Origin of the sequence: Streptomyces halobius, from assembly GCF_023277745.1 — a bacterium.
GTDB lineage: Bacteria > Actinomycetota > Actinomycetes > Streptomycetales > Streptomycetaceae > Streptomyces > Streptomyces halobius.
The window spans coordinates 5,873,494-5,892,746 of sequence record NZ_CP086322.1; the positions used below are offsets into that span (position 1 = coordinate 5,873,494).

The 19,253-nt window shown below is 71.8% G+C and carries 14 protein-coding genes and 2 pseudogenes; 10 read left to right on the forward strand and 6 right to left on the reverse strand.

Annotated features, from left to right (window positions below; translation table 11 throughout):
• Positions 1 to 28 precede the first annotated feature (28 nt).
• Positions 29 to 1,657 carry an MFS transporter gene (locus K9S39_RS26810; RefSeq protein WP_248868979.1) on the reverse strand — a complete coding sequence of 543 codons (1,629 nt, stop codon included), beginning with the start codon at positions 1,655 to 1,657 and terminating at the stop codon, positions 29 to 31.
• 416 nt (positions 1,658 to 2,073) lie between these two features.
• Here K9S39_RS26810 and mfd point away from each other — a divergent pair, with 416 nt between their 5' ends.
• A complete protein-coding gene (gene mfd / locus K9S39_RS26815; protein WP_248865862.1) occupies positions 2,074 to 5,673 on the forward strand; it encodes a transcription-repair coupling factor in 3,600 nt (1,199 codons plus the stop codon).
• 102 nt (positions 5,674 to 5,775) lie between these two features.
• Here mfd and K9S39_RS26820 read toward each other — a convergent pair whose 3' ends face one another.
• A complete protein-coding gene (locus K9S39_RS26820) occupies positions 5,776 to 7,257 on the reverse strand; it encodes a DUF2079 domain-containing protein (protein WP_248865863.1) in 1,482 nt (493 codons plus the stop codon).
• A 146-nt stretch (positions 7,258 to 7,403) separates the two neighbouring features.
• Here K9S39_RS26820 and K9S39_RS26825 point away from each other — a divergent pair, with 146 nt between their 5' ends.
• The gene (locus K9S39_RS26825) at positions 7,404 to 8,168 is read left to right on the forward strand and encodes an HNH endonuclease family protein (RefSeq protein WP_248865864.1); all 765 of its coding nucleotides are present in this window, start codon (positions 7,404 to 7,406) and stop codon (positions 8,166 to 8,168) included.
• Positions 8,169 to 8,360: 192 nt separating this feature from the next.
• Here K9S39_RS26825 and K9S39_RS26830 read toward each other — a convergent pair whose 3' ends face one another.
• Entirely contained in the window at positions 8,361 to 8,540 is a 180-nt protein-coding gene (locus K9S39_RS26830) for a hypothetical protein (RefSeq protein ID WP_248865865.1), read from the reverse strand.
• On the opposite strand from K9S39_RS26830, the pseudogene K9S39_RS26835 reads away from it, so the two are divergent.
• The 3 genes and pseudogenes from K9S39_RS26835 to K9S39_RS26845 all read left to right on the forward strand — a co-directional run.
• Positions 8,532 to 9,947, forward strand: a pseudogene (locus tag K9S39_RS26835) (N-6 DNA methylase); the annotation flags it as partial. The gene K9S39_RS26830 and the pseudogene K9S39_RS26835 sit on opposite strands and share 9 nt — an antisense overlap.
• Positions 9,948 to 10,274: 327 nt before the next feature.
• Positions 10,275 to 11,024, forward strand: coding sequence for a hypothetical protein (locus K9S39_RS26840; RefSeq protein WP_248865866.1), 750 nt, complete (start codon positions 10,275 to 10,277; stop codon positions 11,022 to 11,024).
• A 181-nt stretch (positions 11,025 to 11,205) separates the two neighbouring features.
• Positions 11,206 to 12,759 (forward strand): protein kinase domain-containing protein, encoded by a 1,554-nt coding sequence (locus K9S39_RS26845; RefSeq protein ID WP_406708021.1) that lies wholly within the window; start codon positions 11,206 to 11,208, stop codon positions 12,757 to 12,759.
• A gap of 88 nt (positions 12,760 to 12,847) precedes the next feature.
• Here the strand turns inward: K9S39_RS26845 and K9S39_RS26850 are convergent, their stop codons facing one another.
• Positions 12,848 to 13,774: an alpha/beta fold hydrolase gene (locus K9S39_RS26850; RefSeq protein ID WP_248865867.1), complete on the reverse strand. Its 927-nt coding sequence runs from the start codon at positions 13,772 to 13,774 to the stop codon at positions 12,848 to 12,850.
• A 324-nt stretch (positions 13,775 to 14,098) separates the two neighbouring features.
• Positions 14,099 to 14,338, reverse strand: coding sequence for an acyl carrier protein (locus tag K9S39_RS26855; protein ID WP_248865868.1), 240 nt, complete (start codon positions 14,336 to 14,338; stop codon positions 14,099 to 14,101).
• Between the two features lie 213 nt (positions 14,339 to 14,551).
• Between K9S39_RS26855 and K9S39_RS26860 the strand changes: the two genes are divergently transcribed.
• Together K9S39_RS26860 and K9S39_RS26865 are read left to right on the forward strand one after the other, a co-directional pair.
• Entirely contained in the window at positions 14,552 to 15,196 is a 645-nt protein-coding gene (locus K9S39_RS26860; protein WP_248865869.1) for a SurA N-terminal domain-containing protein, read from the forward strand.
• Positions 15,197 to 15,280: 84 nt separating this feature from the next.
• Entirely contained in the window at positions 15,281 to 16,297 is a 1,017-nt protein-coding gene (locus K9S39_RS26865) for a nucleoside triphosphate pyrophosphohydrolase (RefSeq protein ID WP_248865870.1), read from the forward strand.
• A 218-nt stretch (positions 16,298 to 16,515) separates the two neighbouring features.
• Here the strand turns inward: K9S39_RS26865 and K9S39_RS26870 are convergent, their stop codons facing one another.
• A complete protein-coding gene (locus tag K9S39_RS26870; protein ID WP_248865871.1) occupies positions 16,516 to 16,860 on the reverse strand; it encodes a hypothetical protein in 345 nt (114 codons plus the stop codon).
• On the opposite strand from K9S39_RS26870, the pseudogene K9S39_RS26875 reads away from it, so the two are divergent.
• The 3 genes and pseudogenes from K9S39_RS26875 to K9S39_RS26885 all read left to right on the forward strand — a co-directional run.
• Positions 16,842 to 16,982: pseudogene (locus K9S39_RS26875) on the forward strand (Scr1 family TA system antitoxin-like transcriptional regulator); the annotation flags it as partial. The gene K9S39_RS26870 and the pseudogene K9S39_RS26875 overlap by 19 nt on opposite strands.
• A 76-nt stretch (positions 16,983 to 17,058) precedes the next feature.
• Complete coding sequence (locus K9S39_RS26880) at positions 17,059 to 17,232, forward strand: DUF397 domain-containing protein (RefSeq protein WP_248868980.1); 174 nt, start codon at positions 17,059 to 17,061, stop codon at positions 17,230 to 17,232.
• Positions 17,233 to 17,471: 239 nt separating this feature from the next.
• Positions 17,472 to 18,875 (forward strand): cytochrome P450 family protein, encoded by a 1,404-nt coding sequence (locus K9S39_RS26885; RefSeq protein WP_248865873.1) that lies wholly within the window; start codon positions 17,472 to 17,474, stop codon positions 18,873 to 18,875.
• Positions 18,876 to 19,253 lie beyond the last annotated feature (378 nt).

The window sequence follows — 19,253 nt, forward strand, 5'->3', positions numbered from 1 at the left end:
CAGCCCCGAAACGCCGAAACCCCGCGCCCTATGTGTCGGCCCGGCCGGCCCCCTGCGCCCGGTCCGTCGTCTCCCGCACCAGGTCCTCCGTGCCCTCCCCGCCCGATCGGGCGTCCGCGTGGACCGGGAAGCGGCGGGGGGCCAGCAGGGCGAGGGCGAGCAGGGCGAGGGCGGCGGCCGCGGCGGCGCCGAGATGGACGTGGTCGACGGTGATGTCGACGGCGCGGCGCAGATAGCCGGTGGCCTGGGCGGTGAGGGCGCCGGGGTCTTCCAGGGCGTGGGCGACCGCGTCCAGGTCGTGCGGCAGGCCGGGGCGGATGTCCGAAGGGGCGTGCGCGAGGCGGTCGTTGAGGGTGGCGTTGGCGACGGCGCCGAAGAGGGCCGCGCCGACGGACTGGCCGACCTGGCGGCAGAAGAGGATCGAGGCGGTGGCGGTGCCGCGCTCCGCGTAGCCGACGGAGGACTGGACGCCGATGATCAGCGGCAGCTGGAAGAGGCCGAGGGCGGCGCCGAGCACCAGCATGATCAGGGCGGGCTGCCAGGCGGCGCCCGGGTAGGGCAGCAGGGGGAAGGCGAGCAGGACCAGGGCGGCCATCGCCATGCCGAGCATCGCGCAGGTGCGGATGCCGACGCGGTTGTAGACATGGCTGCTCAGGGCGGCCGAGACCGGCCAGCTCAGGATCATCGCGGAGAGCACGAAACCGGCGGCTACGGGCCCCAGGCCCAGCACCGACTGGGCGTAGGTGGGCAGGAACACGGTCGGGGCGACCATCAGCAGGCCCAGGGCGCCGAGGGCGAGATTGACGGCCGAGATGGTGCGGCGGCGCCAGACCCAGCCGGGGATGATCGGCTCCGCGGCGCGGCGTTCGATGAGGACGGTGACCGCGCCGCAGAGCGCGCTGCCGGCGAGGAGCAGCAGGGACGGCGCCGAGAGCCAGGGCCAGGCGACGCCGCCCTGTACGAGGGCGGTCAGCAGCAGGCCGCCGCAGGCGAAGATGGCGAGTGCGCCGGGCCAGTCGACGCGGGGGCGTGGTGTACGGGCGGCGCGGGCGGGGCCGGGGTTCCGCTCGTCCTCGACGGCGGTCCCGGGGCCTTGCCCGTCCTCCGCGATGTCTTCGGCTGCGTCCCCGTGGTCTGTCCTGTCCTCGACGAAGTGCCGCAGGATCAGCCACAGTGCCACTCCGCCCACCGGCAGGTTGACCAGGAAGATCCAGCGCCAGTCGGCGTAGTCGGCGAGCAGTCCGCCGAGCGCCGGCCCGGCGACCGCCGAGGCGGCCCAGACCGAGGAGAGTTTCGCCTGGATCTTGGGGCGTTGCGCCAGCGGGTAGAGATCGGCGGCGATGGTCTGGACGGTGCCCTGGAGCGCGCCGCCGCCCAGGCCCTGGAGCACGCGGAAGGCGATGAGGGAGCCCATGTTCCAGGCGCCCGCGCAGGCCAGCGACCCGGCGAGGAAGAGCACGATGCCGGTGATCAGGATGGGCTTGCGCCCGAAGGTGTCGGAGAGCTTGCCGTAGACGGGCAGGGTGACGGTGACCGCCAGCAGATAGCCGGAGAAGAGCCAGGAGAAGACGGCGAAGCCGCCGAGATCGCCGACGATCTGGGGGATGGCGGTGGCGATGATCGTGGAGTCGAGGGCGGCCAGGGCCATACCGAGCATCAGGGCGGCGACGACGGGCCCGCGACGGCCGCCCGCCCGTATGCCGCCGTCGCGGTCCCTCGTGATGTCGCTCACCAGGCCCCCTCCGCCTTCGTCATGCCATGGCGCGCAAGTCCATGGAGCGCACAAATCCGTGTAGCGCGCACGATTTCATGCGGGGTCGGAGTGCGGAACGGATTTCTCGGAAATGGGGACGGCGGCGGGCGCCCCTGCCCCGGCCCCTGCCGGTCCCGTACCACCGCCCTCCGCCCCCCGCCGAACCGCCCCCGGCCCCCTGCCCGCCCCGCTCCGGCCCGGCCGGCTGTCGGCGGCCGCGTAAGGTGGGCAACCCCGGCCCGTACCACGTGTCGGGCTGTTCGCGTTGTTCGCCTCGATGATCTTTTCGTCGATCTCCTCGCTGGGACGGAATCTTTTTCATGAGCCTGACTGGTCTGCTCGACGCCGTCGTACGGGACCCGGCGCTCGCCGAAGCGGTGCAGGCCGCGGCCGACGGCCACCGGCCGCATGTGGACCTGGTGGGCCCGCCCGCCGCCCGCGCCTTCGCGGTGGCCGCGCTGGCCCGGGAATCCGGCCGCCCGGTCCTCGCGGTGACCGCCACCGGCCGGGAGGCCGAGGATCTGGCCGCCGCGCTGCGCACCCTGATGCCGGCCGGTGAGGAACACTCCGTGGTGGAGTTCCCGTCCTGGGAGACGCTGCCGCACGAGCGTCTCTCGCCGCGCTCGGACACCGTCGGCCGCCGCCTCGCGGTGCTGCGCCGGCTCACTCACCCGCGCGAGGACGACCCGAGCGCCGGCCCCGTCTCCGTCGTCGTCGCCCCCATCCGCTCCGTGCTGCAGCCGCAGGTCAAGGGGCTGGGCGAGCTGGAGCCGGTGAGCCTGCGGACGGGCGACAGCGCCGACCTCGAAGAGATCGTCGACAGGCTGGCGGCGGCCGCCTACGCGCGCGTCGAACTGGTCGAGAAGCGCGGTGAGTTCGCCGTCCGCGGCGGCATCCTCGATGTCTTCCCGCCCACCGAGGAGCACCCGCTGCGCGTCGAGTTCTGGGGCGACGACGTCGAGGAGATCCGCTACTTCAAGGTCGCCGACCAGCGGTCCCTGGAGGTCGCCGAGCACGGTCTGTGGGCGCCGCCGTGCCGGGAGCTGCTGCTGACCGAGGACGTCCGCACGCGGGCCGCCGATCTCGCCGAGCAGCACCCGGAGCTGGGCGAGCTGCTGGGCAAGATCGCCGAGGGCATCGCGGTGGAGGGCATGGAGTCCCTGGCTCCGGTCCTGGTCGACGAGATGGAGCTGCTGCTGGATGTGCTGCCCAAGGGGTCGATGGCCGTGGTGTGCGACCCGGAGCGGGTGCGCACGCGGGCCGCCGACCTGGTGGCGACGAGCCAGGAGTTCCTGCAGGCGTCCTGGGCCGCGAGCGCCGGCGGCGGGGCGGCGCCGATCGATGTGGGCGCGGCCTCCCTGAGGGGCATCGCGGACGTCCGGGAGCGAGCCCGCGAACTGGGCATGATGTGGTGGTCGGTCAGTCAGTTCACCTCTGGTGACATCGAGCGCAGCACCTCCGGTGACATCGAGCACAGTGCCGCGGACGAGGGGCTGTCATCGGAGCTCGACGGCGACACCCTCAAGCTGGGCATGCACGCCCCCGACACCTACCGTGGCGACACCGCGCGGGCGCTCGCCGACACCAAGCAGTGGCTCGCCGACGGCTGGCGCACGGTGTTCGTCACCGAGGCACACGGCCCCGCGGCCCGTACCGTCGAGGTGCTCGGCGGCGAGGGCATCGCCGCCCGGTTCGACGGAGAACTCACCGCGATCGGCCCGTCCGTCGTCCATGTCGCCTGCGGCTCCCTCGACAACGGCTTCATCGACCCGTCGCTCAAGCTGGCCGTGCTGACCGAGACCGACCTCACCGGCCAGAAGGCGGCCGGCAAGGACGGGGCCCGGATGCCGGCCCGCCGCCGTAAGCAGATCGACCTGCTCACCCTCCAGGCCGGCGACTTCATCGTCCACGAGCAGCACGGCGTCGGCCGCTACATCGAGATGGTGCAGCGCACCGTCCAGGGCGCCACCCGCGAGTACCTCCTCGTCGAGTACGCGCCGGCCAAGCGCGGCCAGCCCGGCGACCGCCTCTACATCCCCACCGACCAGCTGGAGCAGGTCACCAAGTACGTGGGCGGCGAGGCGCCGACGCTGCACCGGCTCGGCGGCGCCGACTGGACGAAGACCAAGGCGCGCGCGAAGAAGGCCGTCAAGGAGATCGCCGCCGACCTCATCAAGCTCTACTCCGCGCGGATGGCGGCGCCCGGCCACTCCTTCGGCCCGGACACCCCCTGGCAGCGTGAGCTGGAGGACGCGTTCGCGTACGTGGAGACGCCCGATCAGCTCACCACCATCGCCGAGGTCAAGGAGGACATGCGGAAGTCGGTTCCGATGGACCGGCTGATCTGCGGCGATGTCGGTTACGGAAAGACCGAGATCGCGGTCCGGGCGGCCTTCAAGGCGATTCAGGACGGCAAGCAGGTGGCCGTCCTGGTCCCCACCACCCTCCTCGTCCAGCAGCACTACGGCACCTTCACCGAGCGCTACGGCCAGTTCCCGGTCAACGTCAGGGCGCTGTCCCGTTTCCAGACCGACACCGAGGCCAAGGCTGTCCTGGAGGGGCTGCGCGACGGCTCCGTCGACCTGGTCATCGGCACCCACCGGCTCTTCTCCTCCGAGACCAAGTTCAAGGACCTGGGCCTGGTCATCGTCGACGAGGAACAGCGGTTCGGCGTCGAGCACAAGGAGCAGCTGAAGAAGCTGCGGGCCAATGTCGACGTCCTGACGATGTCCGCGACCCCCATCCCCCGCACCCTGGAGATGGCGGTCACCGGCATCCGGGAGATGTCCACTATCACCACGCCCCCCGAGGAGCGGCACCCGGTCCTGACCTTCGTCGGCCCGTACGAGCAGAAGCAGATCGGCGCGGCGATCCGGCGTGAACTCCTCCGTGAGGGCCAGGTCTTCTACATCCACAACCGGGTGGAGTCCATCGACCGTGCCGCCGCGCGGCTGCGGGAGATCGTCCCCGAGGCGCGTATCCAGACCGCGCACGGTCAGATGGGCGAGTCCCGGCTGGAGCAGGTCGTCGTCGACTTCTGGGAGAAGAAGTTCGACGTCCTGGTCTCCACCACCATCGTCGAATCCGGTATCGACATCTCCAACGCCAACACCCTGATCGTCGAGCGCGGTGACAACTTCGGCCTCTCCCAGCTCCATCAGCTGCGCGGCCGGGTCGGCCGGGGCCGCGACCGCGGCTATGCCTACTTCCTCTACCCGCCCGAGAAGCCGCTGACCGAGACCGCGCACGAGCGTCTGGCCACCATCGCCCAGCACACGGAGATGGGCGCCGGCATGTATGTGGCGATGAAGGACCTGGAGATCCGCGGCGCCGGAAACCTCCTCGGCGGCGAGCAGTCCGGCCATATCGCCGGTGTCGGCTTCGACCTCTATGTCCGTATGGTCGGCGAGGCGGTGGCCGACTACCGCGCCTCCCTGGAGGGCGGTGTGGAGGAGGAGCCGCCGCTCGAAGTCAAGATCGAGCTTCCGGTGGACGCCCACGTTCCGCACGACTACGCGCCCGGCGAGCGGCTGCGCCTCCAGGCGTACCGCTCCATCGCCTCCGCCTCGACGGAGCAGGACATCGCCGCCGTCCGCGAGGAACTCACCGACCGCTACGGCAAGCTGCCGGAGCCGGTGGAGAACCTGCTGCTGGTCGCCGGACTCCGGATGCTGGCGCGGTCCTGCGGTGTCGCGGACATCACCCTGCAGGGCTCCAACGTCCGCTTCGGCCCCGTGGAGTTGCGCGAGTCGCAAGAGCTGCGCCTCAAGCGGCTCTACCCGCGCACGGTCATCAAGCCGGCCACCCAGCAGGTCCTGGTGCCGCGCCCCACCACCGGCAAGATCGGCGGCAAGCCGCTGGTCGGACGGGAACTGCTGGCGTGGGTGGGCGAGTTCCTGACGACGGTCCTGGGGTCGTGACGACGGTCCTGGGGTCGTGACGGCGATCTGGGAGCGTGACGGCGGGACACGACGGGTGCGCGCCCTCCGGAGGGCCCCGTCAAGGGCGCGCGGGGCGGGCCCTCACCGCTCCGACGTCTTCCGGAACACCGCGACGTCGGCGGCGCTCCCGAGGAGCACGTACGTGGACTTCTCGTGGCGCTTCGCCGCGTCGGTGAGGGCCTGCCGCGGCGAGTTGCCGTCGTGCAGCTGGACCGCGATGTAGTCGGGGGCGAGGCCGCCGGTGTCGCCGGTCCAGAAGACCCGGGTGCGGCCGGTGAGGTGGCTCAGCGGCCGGATGTCGGACTCCACGGTCGCGTCGTCGGGTATGCGGTCCAGCAGCTGCTCGACGGCGGTCGCGGCCGGCGGTCTGTCGTAGGTGGCGGCGTCGGTGAGCCGGGCCAGCGGGAGCGTGGTGGTCAGCGCGAGCGCGGCGGCCAGCGCGGCGGCCGGCAGATGATGCGCGTACGAGCGGAGCCAGGGCCGCGCGGAGACCTGGGCGCGCGGCAGGGCGTCGACCAGGGCGAGGAAGACCACCGGCATCAGCACGGCGTTGTAGTGCCAGTCGATGCCCCAGTAGTGCGGATCGTGGGAGAGGAACCGCCAACCGAGGGTGGGCAGCGCGACCAGCAGCAGCGGGGAGCGCAGCGCGAGCAGACCGGTGGTGGGGAGCAGGATCCACAGCACGGTGTTCAGGGCGGTGCCGAGGGGGATGACGGCGCCGCCGTCGGCGCCGAGCTTGCTCCAGTAGTCGTACGAGCCGGAGCCGTTGAAGCCGGGGATGATCACGCCGAGGGTGACGGCGGTGGCGGTGATACCGCAGGCGACCAGGCCGATGGCGAGCGGCGAGGCGCGGCGGGTGCGGATCAGGGCGAGCGCGCCGATGGCGGCGGCGGTCACCCCCAGGTCCTCTTTGACCAGCGGCAGCGGCGTGGCCCAGCACACCACCGCGGTCCAGCGGCCGCGCAGCACCGCTTCGAGGGCGAACGCGATCAGCGGCAGCGCGAACGCTATCTCGTGGAAGTCGAAGTCGACGGCCTTCTGGACGCCCCAGGACATGCCGTACGCGAGGCCGATGGCCAGACCCCGGCCGCGGCCCAGGAAGCGGCCGGCGGCGCGGGTGACCGGTATCGCCGACAGCGCGAAGAGGAGGGACTGGGCGATCAGCAGGGTCACCGGGGACGGGAACAGCCGGTAGAAGGGGGCGAGCACGACCAGGATGGGACTGAAGTGGTCACCGAGGATGTTGGCGCCCGGTCCCTTGAGGTCGACGATCGGCGCCTCGAAGTGGGCGTAATGGCGTATCGCCTGCTCGAATATCCCCAGATCCCACGACGAAGCGCCCATAGAGCGGAAGTGGCAGACCGTCAGCAGCGTATACGCGACGAAGAAGAACGCGGCCGTCCAGTACGGGTCGAGGCGCGGGGCGCGCCAGGGCGCCGTCCGGCGGTACAGCCGGCGGGCGGTGCGTCGTAGGGCGCCGAGGCCGCTGGCCTGCGGGCGCGGAGCGCGCGGAACGGCCGGTGCTGCGTCGGTGGTCGCCGCCGTTGCTGCGGCCGTGTCCATGAGGTGTCCTCGCTCTCAATCTCCGAAAAGATACTCGACGCAGCGAAACGGGCCGCCCCCGCCGCCGCTCCTCCCCAGGGGCACGGGCGGGGTGCCCCAGCGTCGGCTGGGGGAGTGCCCGTCCCGCCCCTACGCTCCCGGATTGGATGCCCGCTGTGATACGGACCGCGCTTCCCGCGACCCTGACCACCGCTACCGCGCTGGCCGCCCTGCTGACCCTCACCGGCTGTGCCCCTGACGACACCTGGGGCGGCAGTGGTTCAGACGCCAAGGAGAGCCCGTCCGTTCCCACGGGGGAGCCGAATCCGGGCGCCGCGCTGCGGGCCGTCGCCTCGCTGGACGTCAAGGGCCGGGCCCCGAAGACCGGTTACGGCCGGGACCGGTTCGGCTCGGCCTGGGCGGACACCGACGGCAACGGCTGCGGGACGCGGGACGACATCCTCAAGCGCGATCTGCGGGGCAGCGCGTTCCGGGACGGCGACTGCGTCGTGGTGTCCGGAACGCTGCCGAAGGATCCGTACACGGGGAAGGAGGTCCGCTATGAACGCGGCCGCAGCAAGGTCGACATCGACCATGTGGTGGCGCTGTCGGACGCCTGGCAGAAGGGCGCGGCTCAGTGGCCGGGCCGTAAGCGGGTGGCGCTGGCCAACGATCCGCTGAATCTGATCGCGGTGGACGCGTCGGCGAACCGGCGCAAGAGCGACGGGGACGCGGCGACCTGGCTGCCCGCGTACAAGGGGTACCGCTGCGGCTATGTCGCGCGCCAGGTGGCGGTGAAGAAGAAGTACGGGCTGTGGGTGACGCGGGCGGAGAAGGACGCGATGGTGCGGACGCTGAACTCCTGCCCGGGGGAGCGGCTGCCGGGCGGCGGCAACCCTACGGAGGCACCGGCGCGGTTCTCCGCGAAGTAGCACCACAGGCGGAGCAGGACTGCAGGCCGAGCAGGGCTACAGGCCGAGCAGCACTACAGACGAAGCCGGACCACAGACGAAGCAGACCCACGGACAGCACAGGAACGGCCGCCGGCCCGGGACCGCGTGCGGGCGGTTCCGGGCCGACGGCTCGGTGGCGGGAAGCTGCGGGAGCTCGTCGGGAGCGGAGGTTCAGAGGGTCAGCTTCCAGTTCGCCGGGTCGAGCAGCAGGTCCGGCGTGATCTTGATGTCGAGCTCCTTGGCGGACGGCGGCGCGTCGAAGACCATCTCCACGCTGTCGGACTCACCGGCGTCCAGCGACTTCTCCCAGTCGTGGTGCAGGATGCCGTGCGTGTCGTCGGCGACCTCCACGGCCAGGAATCCGCCCCCGACCTCGCCGCACTCACCGCACTCCGCCTCGCCCTGAGCGCCCCCGACGCCCAGGTACGGGTCCGGGCCGGCGACACCCTGCGCGCCGACGCCTTTCCGGACCTCGCCGCCGACGCCGTCCTCGTCCACCCGCCGTTCAACGAACGCAACTGGGGCCATGACGAACTGGCCTACGACCCCCGCTGGGAGTACGGGTTCCCGGCCCGCACCGAATCCGAACTCGCCTGGGTCCAGCACGCGCTGGCCCGGTTGCGCGCGGGCGGCACCGCCGTCCTCCTCATGCCGCCCGCCGTCGCCTCCCGCCGCTCCGGCCGCCGGATCCGCGCCGACCTGCTGCGCCGCGTCGCGCTGCGCGCCGTCATCGCGCTGCCCGCGGGCGCCGCCCCGCCCAACGCCGTACCGCTGCACCTCTGGGTGCTGCGCAAATCCGGCGACAGCACACCGCCTTCCCCGCACCTCCTCGTCGTCGACACCGCTGCCGCCCTCGCCCCCGGCGGCCGCGACAAACTCGACTGGCAGACCGTCCGCGCCACCGCCGTCGACGCCTGGCGGACCTTCGACCGCGATGGCGGCATCGAGGAAGAGCCCGGCGTACGGCGCTCGCTGGCCGCCATCGACCTCCTCGACGACGACGTCGACCTCGCCCCGGCCCGGCACCTCCCGCCGCCCTCGGCGGCCGGCGGCCCCGCCGAACTCACCCGCGTGCGCGACCGGCTGACCGACACCCTCGCCCGTACGACCCTCCTCACCCCAGGCCCCGCCGGGACGGACACCGCGGCGCAGCCCCCCGCCCGCTGGCCGCTCACCACCATCGGCGAACTCGCCCGTTCCGGCGCCCTGATCCTGCGCACCGGCGGCGCCGGCACCGCACCGGCCGGTGGTGGGACCACCCTCGGAGGAGCGCCCGCCGTCCTCACCGACCACGACGTCATCGGCGGCACCGCCCCCTCCGGCACCCTCCCGGAAGCGGCCCCCTCCGGGCCGGCCGAGGAACCGGTCCTCGTCCAGGCCGGCGATGTCGTCGTACCGGTACTCGGCGGCGGCGCGGTCGCCCGGGTCATCGACGACGCCACCGCCGGCGCCGCCCTCGGCCGCCACCTCACCGTCCTGCGGCCCGACCCGGCCGCCCTCGACCCCTGGTTCCTCGCCGGCTTCCTGCGCGGCACCGCCAACACCCGGCAGGCCAGCAGCTACGCCTCGTCCGCCACCCGGCTCGACGTCCGCCGCCTCCAGCTGCCCCGCCTCCCGCTCGCCGAACAGCGGCGCTACGGGCAGCGGTTCCGCGAACTGGCCGACTTCGAAGAGGCCCTGCGCCTCGCGTCCCGGCTCGGCGAGCAGCTCGTCCAGGGACTGCACGACGGACTCACCGACGGCTCGGTGGCGCCGGACCGAGTGGTCGTCACCGGGCGGGGGCCAGAGCCGGGGCCGGTGGCGGTGGCGCCCTGCCGGGGGCGCGCCTTGGAGCAATGAACGGGATGAGACGGACGAACAGGCCCCGCCACCGGGGGAGTCTCCATCCGGCCGGACGGTGGATTCCCGACCCATTCCGTACAACTCCACACACGGTGACGCTGTCGTATATACGCTCGCAGTCCCATGTGCGCATCGCGTATCGGTATCCGTGTCCACGGAACTCACGCGCGCGCCCGCACCCGTTCGCGCGCGCGTGAGGCGGAACGGCCCGACCCGCCACCGACGACCGATCAGGAGCAGTACATGCACGCCCCGGCCCCGGCCCACCCGCCGTACCAGCCCCCGGCGCGGGGCACGGTCGTGACGCTGAGGGTGCTCTTCGTTGCCGTCACCGTGCTCAGCCTCGGCTTCCTGGCCTGGGCGGCGCTGCTGCGGGCCGCGCTCGTGCAGCGCAGGCCGCTCGGCTGGTGGCTGTTCGGCGCCGACCTGGCCCTGCTCGTGCTCCTCCTGCTGTCCGGCACCCACCCCGTGGACGACTGGCGCACGAACGCCCAAGTGGGCGCGATCCTGGCGCAGATGGCGGGCGCCGTCGCCTACTACCTCGTCGTCGACCTGCGCGCGGCACGGACGTCCGGATACGGACCGCTGTACGGCGCCGCCCCGTACGGAGAGGGATACGGCGCCCCGTACCGGGAGGCGGCGGGAGGCGGATACGGCTGTCCCCAGGCGGCGTACTCCGCCGGCCCGGCGGGATACCAGGCGGGCCCATCGAGGCATCAGGCCGCACCGCCAGGACACCCGGCCGCTCCGTCCCCCTCCCCGTCGCCGTCCCCGTACGGCCCGTCACCACCGGGGCCCATCCCCCTACACGCACAAGAAACTCACCCCTGCACCACCCCCACGCCCGCCCCCACCGCGAACCCCTGCAGCGCGCCCCAGGCCGGACCCGGCTGCCCTCCGGCCCCGCCCCAGGAACGCCCCCAGCGCATCGACCGCGTACGGGCCGAACTCGATGAACTCAGCGACTACCTCCGCAAGGAGGAAGGACGTTGAACGGCCGCGTCATCGCAGCGCGCTACGAACTCTCCGCGCTGCTCGGCCAGGGCGGCATGGGCCAGGTCTGGATCGGCTACGACCGCCGCCTGGACCGCCGGGTGGGCGTCAAGCTGCTGCGCCCGGACCGGGTGGCGGGCACCCCGGACGGCGAGGAAATGCGCCGCCGCTTCGTCCGCGAATGCCGGTCACCGCCCAGGTCGACCACTCCGGACTCGTCACCGTTCACGACGCCGGCAGCGACGACGAAGACCTCTACCTCGTCATGCAGTACGTCGAGGGCGCCGACCTCTCCGACCACCTCGCCGAACACGATCCCTACCCCTGGTCCTGGGCGGTCTCCGTAGCCGCCCAGCTCTGCGCGGTGCTCGCCTCCGTCCATGCGGTCCCGATCGTCCACCGCGACCTCAAACCCCGCAACGTCATGATCCGCCCGGACGGCACCGTCATCGTCCTCGACCTCGGTATCGCCTCCGCCCTGGACACCGACACCACCCGCCTCACCCACACCGGCTCCCCTATCGGCAGCCCCGCCTACATGGCCCCCGAACAGGCCATGGGCGGCGCGGTCGGCCCGCACACCGACCTCTACGCCCTCGGGGTGCTGCTGCACGAACTCCTCAGCGGCACCGTCCCGTTCGCCGCCTCCACCGCGCTGGGCGTACTCCACCGGCATCTGCACGAAGAGCCCGTCCCGGTGCGCCGACTGCGCCCCGACGTCCCCGAAGCCCTCGAAGCGCTGGTCCTCCGCCTGCTCCGCAAGGACCCGCAGGCCCGCCCCGCCGACGCACAAGAGGTCTATCAGGCGCTGGCCCCCCTGCTCCCCGCCGCCGACGCGAGCCCGCACGCCGCACCGTCCCGGCCCACGCCCCTCGCCCCGATGGACCCGACCCGCCCCTTCCGTCGGCCGCACGCGCCCTGGCCGGAACGCTCCACGACCCCGAACCCCCCACCGACCCCGGCCCTGACCCCCATACCGGCCCCCAAGGCGCCCCCGGCACCCGCCCTGGCCGACCCCGGCCCCGTCCCCGCCGCCTACTCGCCCGCCGCCCCCCGGCCCTCGTCCCCAGCCGTGGACCCACGCATCTCCACCCCCACCCCCGCACCTGCCTGGACCACCCCCGAATCCCGCATCTCCGCCCCTGCCTCCTCCTCCACATCCTCCACCTCCTCCGGCCCGGACGTCGCCGCCGCCGTCGACGAGGTCAAAAGCCTCCTCGACCAGGGACGGATCACCCGCGCGGTGGACATCCTCGGCGGCATCCTCCCGGCCGCCGCCGAACGGCACGGTGCCCAGTCCTCGGTCGTCCGCACCCTCCGCAAGCAGTACGCCGCGACCCTCATGGACGACGGCCAGTACCGCCGCGCCCTGCCCGAACTCCGGCAACTGGCCGAGGAATACGGCAAGGAATCCGGCCCCGGGGCGACCCGCCAGTCACTCCGGTTCCACTACGAGGCCGCCCAGTGCCTGGAACAACTCGGCGAGGTGGCCCAGGCCCTGGAGGAATACCGCGCCCTGCTGCCGTACTTCGAACGTGACCCGGACGACCCCATGCGCCCCCTGGAAATCCGCCGCTCCATAGGCCAGTTGCTGCTGGCCCAGGGCGAACACGGCGCCGCCCAGGAAACCCTCTCCCGCCTCCTGTACGACGCAGAGCGCCTGCACGGCCCACACCACGCCTTCCCGGCAGAAATCCGCCGCACGCTGTACTGGCTGGGGCAGGTACGAGCGTGACACCACTCACCGCATGACAGGCGCTGGTGCGCTGCCGGTGACCATGCTCACCGCCTCACGGGCGCTGGTGCGCTGCCGGTCACACCACTCACCGCATCACAGGCGCCAGCCGGCTTTCCGGGCGGACCACGTAATCCGCCGTATCCAAGGACTGGTCGGTGAAGAACCGCACCACGAGATCGATGACGTCCTGGGAGCGTTCGAAGGCCACCCAGTGATCGGATTCGGCGATGGCGAGAAAGCTGCTGTTCTCGATGGTGGCGGCGAAGGCGCGCTGATGCTCGGGCGCGGACACCGTGTCGTGTTCGCCGCAGAAGATCAGAGTCGGCACGCCCCGCAGCGCGCCCGACGGGTTGAGCATTTCGGTGTCGCGGTCGGTCGCGGCGCGGTCCAGGACGGCGAATCCATGGGGGATGTGGGTGAGCGCGTGGGTGATCAGGCGCTTGACGTAGCGGTGCGCCAGCTTGCGGTGGCGTACGTAACGGCGCTCGTCCTGACAGAGCCAGAGCTTGAGCGCGCGGTTCACGAACTCCTCCGGCTCACCGGCCTTCATACGGGCCGCCGCCTGCCGCCAGAGGTCTTGTTGGGTGTGGGAGACATACGCGGGCACCCCGCCGAGCAGCAGCCGGGCGATCCGGTCGGGCCGCTGTTGCGCGAAGGCGAAGCCGATCACGGAGCCGAAGGAGTACCCGAAGAGGTTGACGCGGGCGATACCGAGGTCGTCGATGACCTGTTCGACCGCCTGGCACATGGTGTCCAGGCCCTGGTCGGGGCGGAGCGGGTCGGAGTTGCCCGACCCCGGCAGGTCGATGGTGATCAGGCTGGCCACCGGCAGCACCGGTTCGTCGAAGTGCTCCCAGCCGTGCTTGTCCTGCAGCGCTCCACCCAGCACCAGCACCGGCTCGGTCCGCGGAGACGGCTGCCGCAGCAGCCGGTAGGAGTAGGACAGCCCATCCACGCTGAGGCCGTTGACTACTTCGACTCCTTCGACTACTTCGGCTGCTTCGTCGGTCATGCGTCTCCTTCGCGTGGGTGCCACGCCGGCGACGGCGGTGGCTCACCCGCGGCTGATCACCAGGGCGGCTTTGTGGTCGAGGTGACCAGGGGTGCTCACCGAGCACCCGGCGGAGCATGGTGTCCTCGACGAGGTCGTTCAGCACCGTCGAGGTGCCAGGCGCGTTGGCGGTGCCGTAACCGACGACCGGGGCCCAGGTCGCGGGTCGGCATCGCAAGGTGGTGGAAACGGTCCATCTGACGGCCGCCCATCGGGCCTGCCGCCAGACGGCCCATCAGACGGGCCGTCGGAGCGCGGCCGGGTGCGAGGGCTGCACCTCGGCGGTCACGCATGCGCCATGTGCACGGCACAGACGGCCGCCAGCAACTGCCCGACAGTGTCCCGGGGCGTCAGCTGGACGTCCTCCAGATCGACGTCCAGCCGGTCCTCGATGTGCAGCCGCAGCTCCTCCAGCGCGAGCGAGTCGACACCCAGCGTCCGCAACGGGGCTTCCGGAGTCACCGCGTGCGGATCCACTCCGAATTTTGTCGCCAGTAGCGTCCTGACCTGTTCCGCGATGTCCACTCCAGACGCCTTTCTCACTATTTGGGCCCGCCGGGCTATGGGGAACAACGCGAGAAACAGTCGTTGAGTCACGCCGAGCGGGCTGGGCCCTGCGGGCCCAGGAAACCCACCACGACGCAGATCGTTGGCCGAAGCAGTGGCCTGGGCCACGCCTACTCCTTAGCATCGATCAGTCAAGGTCGAGACTCGTCGCACCATCCGCCGGGAGGCCAAGTGTTCCGCCGTAGGACAGCGCTCTCCGTATCCGCCACCGCCGCCCTGCTGGCCGCGATGCCGCTGCTGGCCGCCTGTGGCAGCGACGCGCACCCTGGTGCCGCGGCCATCGTGGAAGGGAAGCGGATCACCGTCTCGCAGCTCCAGGCGAAGGTGAAGGACGTACGCGACGCCCAGGCCAGGTCGCCGCAGGGCAGCCAGCTCATCATGAACACCGGCCGGCTGGGCCTGGCCACCCTCAACAGCATGATCTTCGACGAGGTGCTGGCGCGCAGCGCCAAGGACGCCGGGGTCACGATCTCCCGGGACGAGATCCAGAAGTGGCGGGCACAGGCCGAGAAGCGCGCGGGCGGCGCCGAACGGCTGCGGGCGATGTGGCTCCAGCAGGGCGTCGCGCCCAATGAGATCGACGGCGTGGTCCGCAACCAGCTGCTGCTCGACGGCCTCGCCAAGCGCATCGGCGCGGACCGCGGGCAGTCGGCGGGCCAGCAGCGGCTCGCCGAGGCGCTGTCCCGGACCTCCCGGTCCATGGGCATCGACGTCAATCCGCGCTACGGCGAGTGGGACGACAAGGAGGTCATTCTCGGCGAGACGAAGATCCCGTGGATCAGGCCCGAGGCGGGCGCGGGGCGGCAGCAGACCTGAGCACGGGGCCTGCGGCTGCGGGGTCGATTTTGGCTGCCGCGGGCGGCGCCGGGCGTTGTCAGTGGGGTGGGTTACGTTCGATGCGTGAACGCTGACGCATCTGCCGCTGACTCCGGCGCCGAAGCCCGCCTCCCCGAGGGCGGCGGCACCGGACGCCTGGTCCTGCTCACCACCAGCCACCGAGTCGCCCCCGGCCTGCTGTCCTGGCCCGCGTGGCAGACGCTGCGCGAGGCGGACCGGGTGCTGTGCGCCGATCCGGATCATCCGCAGCTGCCCTACCTGCGCGAGGCCGGCATAGCGATCGAGGCGGCCGCCCCGAGCGCCCGCGAACTGATCGACTACTGCGTCCCTGACGCCCGTACCGCCGTCGTCCTGACCTCCGCCGAGGGCGAGAGCGCGCTGACGGACGGCCTGGCCCGGCTGGCCGGATCCGGCCGCGAGGCGATGCCCGATCTGGAGCTGCTGCCCGGCTCCTACGACCTGCCCGGCGCCCGTCTGCTGGACCTCGTCCAGGTCATGGACCAGATCCGCGCCGAGTGCCCGTGGAGCAGCATCCGTACGCATCAGGACCTCGCCAAGTACGGCATCGAGGAGGCGTACGAACTGGTCGAGGCCATCGAGGCGGGCGACCGGGAGGAGCTGAGGGAGGAACTGGGCGATGTGCTCCTCCAGGTGATCTTCCACGCCCGGATCGCGCAGGACGACTCCGAGGAGCCGTTCTCCATCGACGACGTGGCCGGCACGATCGTCGAGAAGCTGCTGCACCGCCATCCCCATGTCTTCGGGGAGGAGGCCGCCGCGACACCCGAGGACGTCAAGGCGCACTGGCTGCGTACGAAGGCGATGGAGAAGCAGCGGGAGTCGGTCACGGAGGGCGTGCCGCTGGGCCAGCCCGCGCTGGCGCTCGCGGCGAAGCTCGCCTCACGGGCGCGAACGGCGGGCCTGGATGTCGCGCCCCCGGCGGGCGAGGGGATCGGTTACGAGCTGCTGGCCATGGCCGTACGAGCCGAGCGGGCCGGGGCCGACCCGGAGGCCGCGCTGCGGGCGGCGGCGCGGGCTTATCGGGACGCGGTGGTGGCGGCTGAGGGCACGGCTGGTTAGTACGGGGTGGGGGCCTCGCGAGTGGCGGCCCCGCCCGGCTGCGCGGGAGCAATGTGCCGGGCGGGTCCGGTTTCCCTCACCGCGCCCCCATGGCGCGGCATCCGTGAAGAGCGCGCCTAGGACGGCGCTCCGCCGGACGGACCGGGCCGGGAGCCGAGCCCGTCGGCTCAGTCGGGACGCGTCTGTCCCTCTCCGGGCTCATCCGGTCGGGGAGTGGGTCATCCGAACACCTCCGCCGGAAGACGGGGCCCGTCGGCCTCGTCGTCGGTGTCGGGGTCGGTGTCGGGGTCGGGGTCGGGATGGTCGTAGTCGGGTGTGGGCAGGCGGGCGCCCCGGCTCTCCGCCACCCGGTGCACTTCGGTGAGAGATTCCATCAACTCGACTGCCAGCAGATGAATTTCGCCGGATGTCCACCTCCGCCCGTCGAGGATGCGGCGGCCTTCCTCCATGAGTGCGGCGGCCGAGTCGAGCTGCGCCGCCTCCATGCTGTCGGCCAGACGGGAGACGTATCCCGTCCCGTCGCCCGCCAGATAGCACGGTTTCCCGTCCTGTCGGCGGTCCACACGTGATGGCGGAACAACTGCGCACGATCGCCGACTTGGCCGAGGCGCGCCGGCTACGGCTGCACGTACTGCCCTTCGCGGCAGGGGCGCACGTGCTTATGGAAAGCCTGATGACCCTCATGATCTCCGGGTGGTTCAAGTCAAGCCACAGCGGGGGGCGGCAGCGGTGAGTGCCTCGAAGTAGCCTTCACCGGCTGGCTGAGGTCCAGCTACAGCGGGCCCGGCAACGGTGACTGTCTCGAAGCGGCCCGCGGCTGCGCCAACGTTCCTGTACGCGACAGCAAGCGCCCAGCCGGCCCCGCCCTGCTCATCCCCTACGAGAGCTGGTCCGCGTTCCTCTCGGCGGTAAAGCGCGGGGAGTTCTCCGCCTAAGAGCAGGCACCGGCCGGGGGACGCCGGTGGCGCCACTGCTCGGCGCCCCACCGTCAGCGCGATGAGGCGTTCCGGGCGGCGGGGCTGACCTCTGAGGTGGAGTTCGAGGTGACCACCGTCGAGTTCCTGACGAAGCTGGTACGGCCGGGCTCGGCGTCGGCATGGTGCCGGAGGCAGTGGCCTCCGAGATGCCCGGGCTGCACATTGTGGGCTCGGGTTACGGTCGAGAGGTGCACGACATGCCCGACGCCACCCGCCTCCCCACCTCCGGTGCCACCCACCCGGCCGCCTCCGCCGTCCCGCACCCGGCCACCCCCGGCGCCATCCCCGCGGGCTGCCCCGCCGCCCCGGCCTCGGAACCGGCCCCGGCATTCACGGCCGAACCGACGCCCGCCCCGGCTCCCGACCTCTTCACCTGGGAGTTCGCCACCGACCCCTACCCCGCGTACGCCTGGCTGCGCGACCATGCGCCGGTCCACCGGACCGCGCTGCCCAGCGGCGTCGAGGCATGGCTGGTGACACGGTACGCGGATGCCCGGCAGGCGCTGGCCGACGCCCGGCTGTCGAAGAACCCCGTCCACCACAGCGAGGCCGCACACGGCAAGGGCAAGGTCGGCATCCCGGGCGAGCGCAGCGCCAATCTGATGACGCATCTGCTCAATATCGACCCGCCCGATCACACCCGGCTGCGCCGGCTGGTCTCCAAGGCGTTCACCCCGCGCCGGGTCGCGGCCTTCGCGCCACGCGTGCAGGAACTGACCGACACCCTCATCGCGGGATTCGCGGTGCGCGGGGAGGCGGACCTCATCCACGAGTTCGCGTTCCCGCTCCCCATTTACGCGATCTGCGATCTGCTCGGCGTCCCGCGTGAGGACCAGGACGACTTCCGCGACTGGGCGGGGATGATGATCCGGCACGGCAGAGGGCCGCGCGGCGGCGTCGCGCGCTCCGTGAAGAAGATGCGTACGTATCTCGCCGAGCTGATCCACCGCAAGCGCGAGACCCTGGGCGACGTCCCCGCCCCGGACGAGGACCTGATCTCCGGCCTGATCCGGGCCTCCGACCATGGCGAGCACCTCACTGAGAACGAGGTCGCCGCGATGGCGTTCATCCTGCTCTTCGCCGGTTTCGAGACCACCGTCAACCTCATCGGCAACGGGACCTACGCGCTGCTGCGCAACCCCGCCCAGCGCGAGCTGCTGCAGAAGTCGATCGAGGCGGGCGACACCGAGCTGCTGGCCACCGGTGTCGAGGAGCTGCTCCGCTACGACGGCCCGGTGGAGCTGGCGACCTGGCGGTTCGCGACCTGCGAGCTGACGGTCGGCGGGCAGCGGATAGCCGAGGGGGACCCCGTCCTGGTGGTGCTGGCGGCCGCCGACCGCGACCCGGCGCGCTTCGCCGATCCGGACGTCCTCGACCTGACCCGCCGTGACAACCCGCATCTGGGATACGGCCACGGCATCCACTACTGCCTGGGCGCACCGCTGGCCCGGCTCGAAGGACAGACCGCGCTGGCGACCCTGCTGACCCGGCTCCCGGATATCCGACTTGCCACGGAACCCGACGATTTGCGGTGGCGCGGCGGGCTCATCATGCGCGGACTGCGGTCCCTGCCGGTGGAGTTCACCCCGGTGGAGTCCTGACCAGGGAAGCGGCCGAAAACCCGGCACATGGTGACGGCCCGTCAGTCACGTGACCTTTGCGTGATCTCCACTACACCGACTTGTGACTACCCGTGACCCCGGCTACCTTTCCACCGAACCGAACGGGCGTCGGACTTCGTCATTCGTCAGGGGGTAACGGGCCTCGCCGGGCCATGCCGGGATCACCGCATGGTCGGAGCGGGCAGCGGGAACCGCCGTAGCGACCGTGGCGTCCTCTTCGGCAGCTCGTTCGAGAGTTCGTTTCTACGACTCAACGTTCGTTGCGACGACTCAACCGACAACTCAACCGCCGCTCGAAAGGCAACCGCATGCGCTCCGGGAACGGCCGACACCGTCGCCCCCGTCAGGCACCGGCCA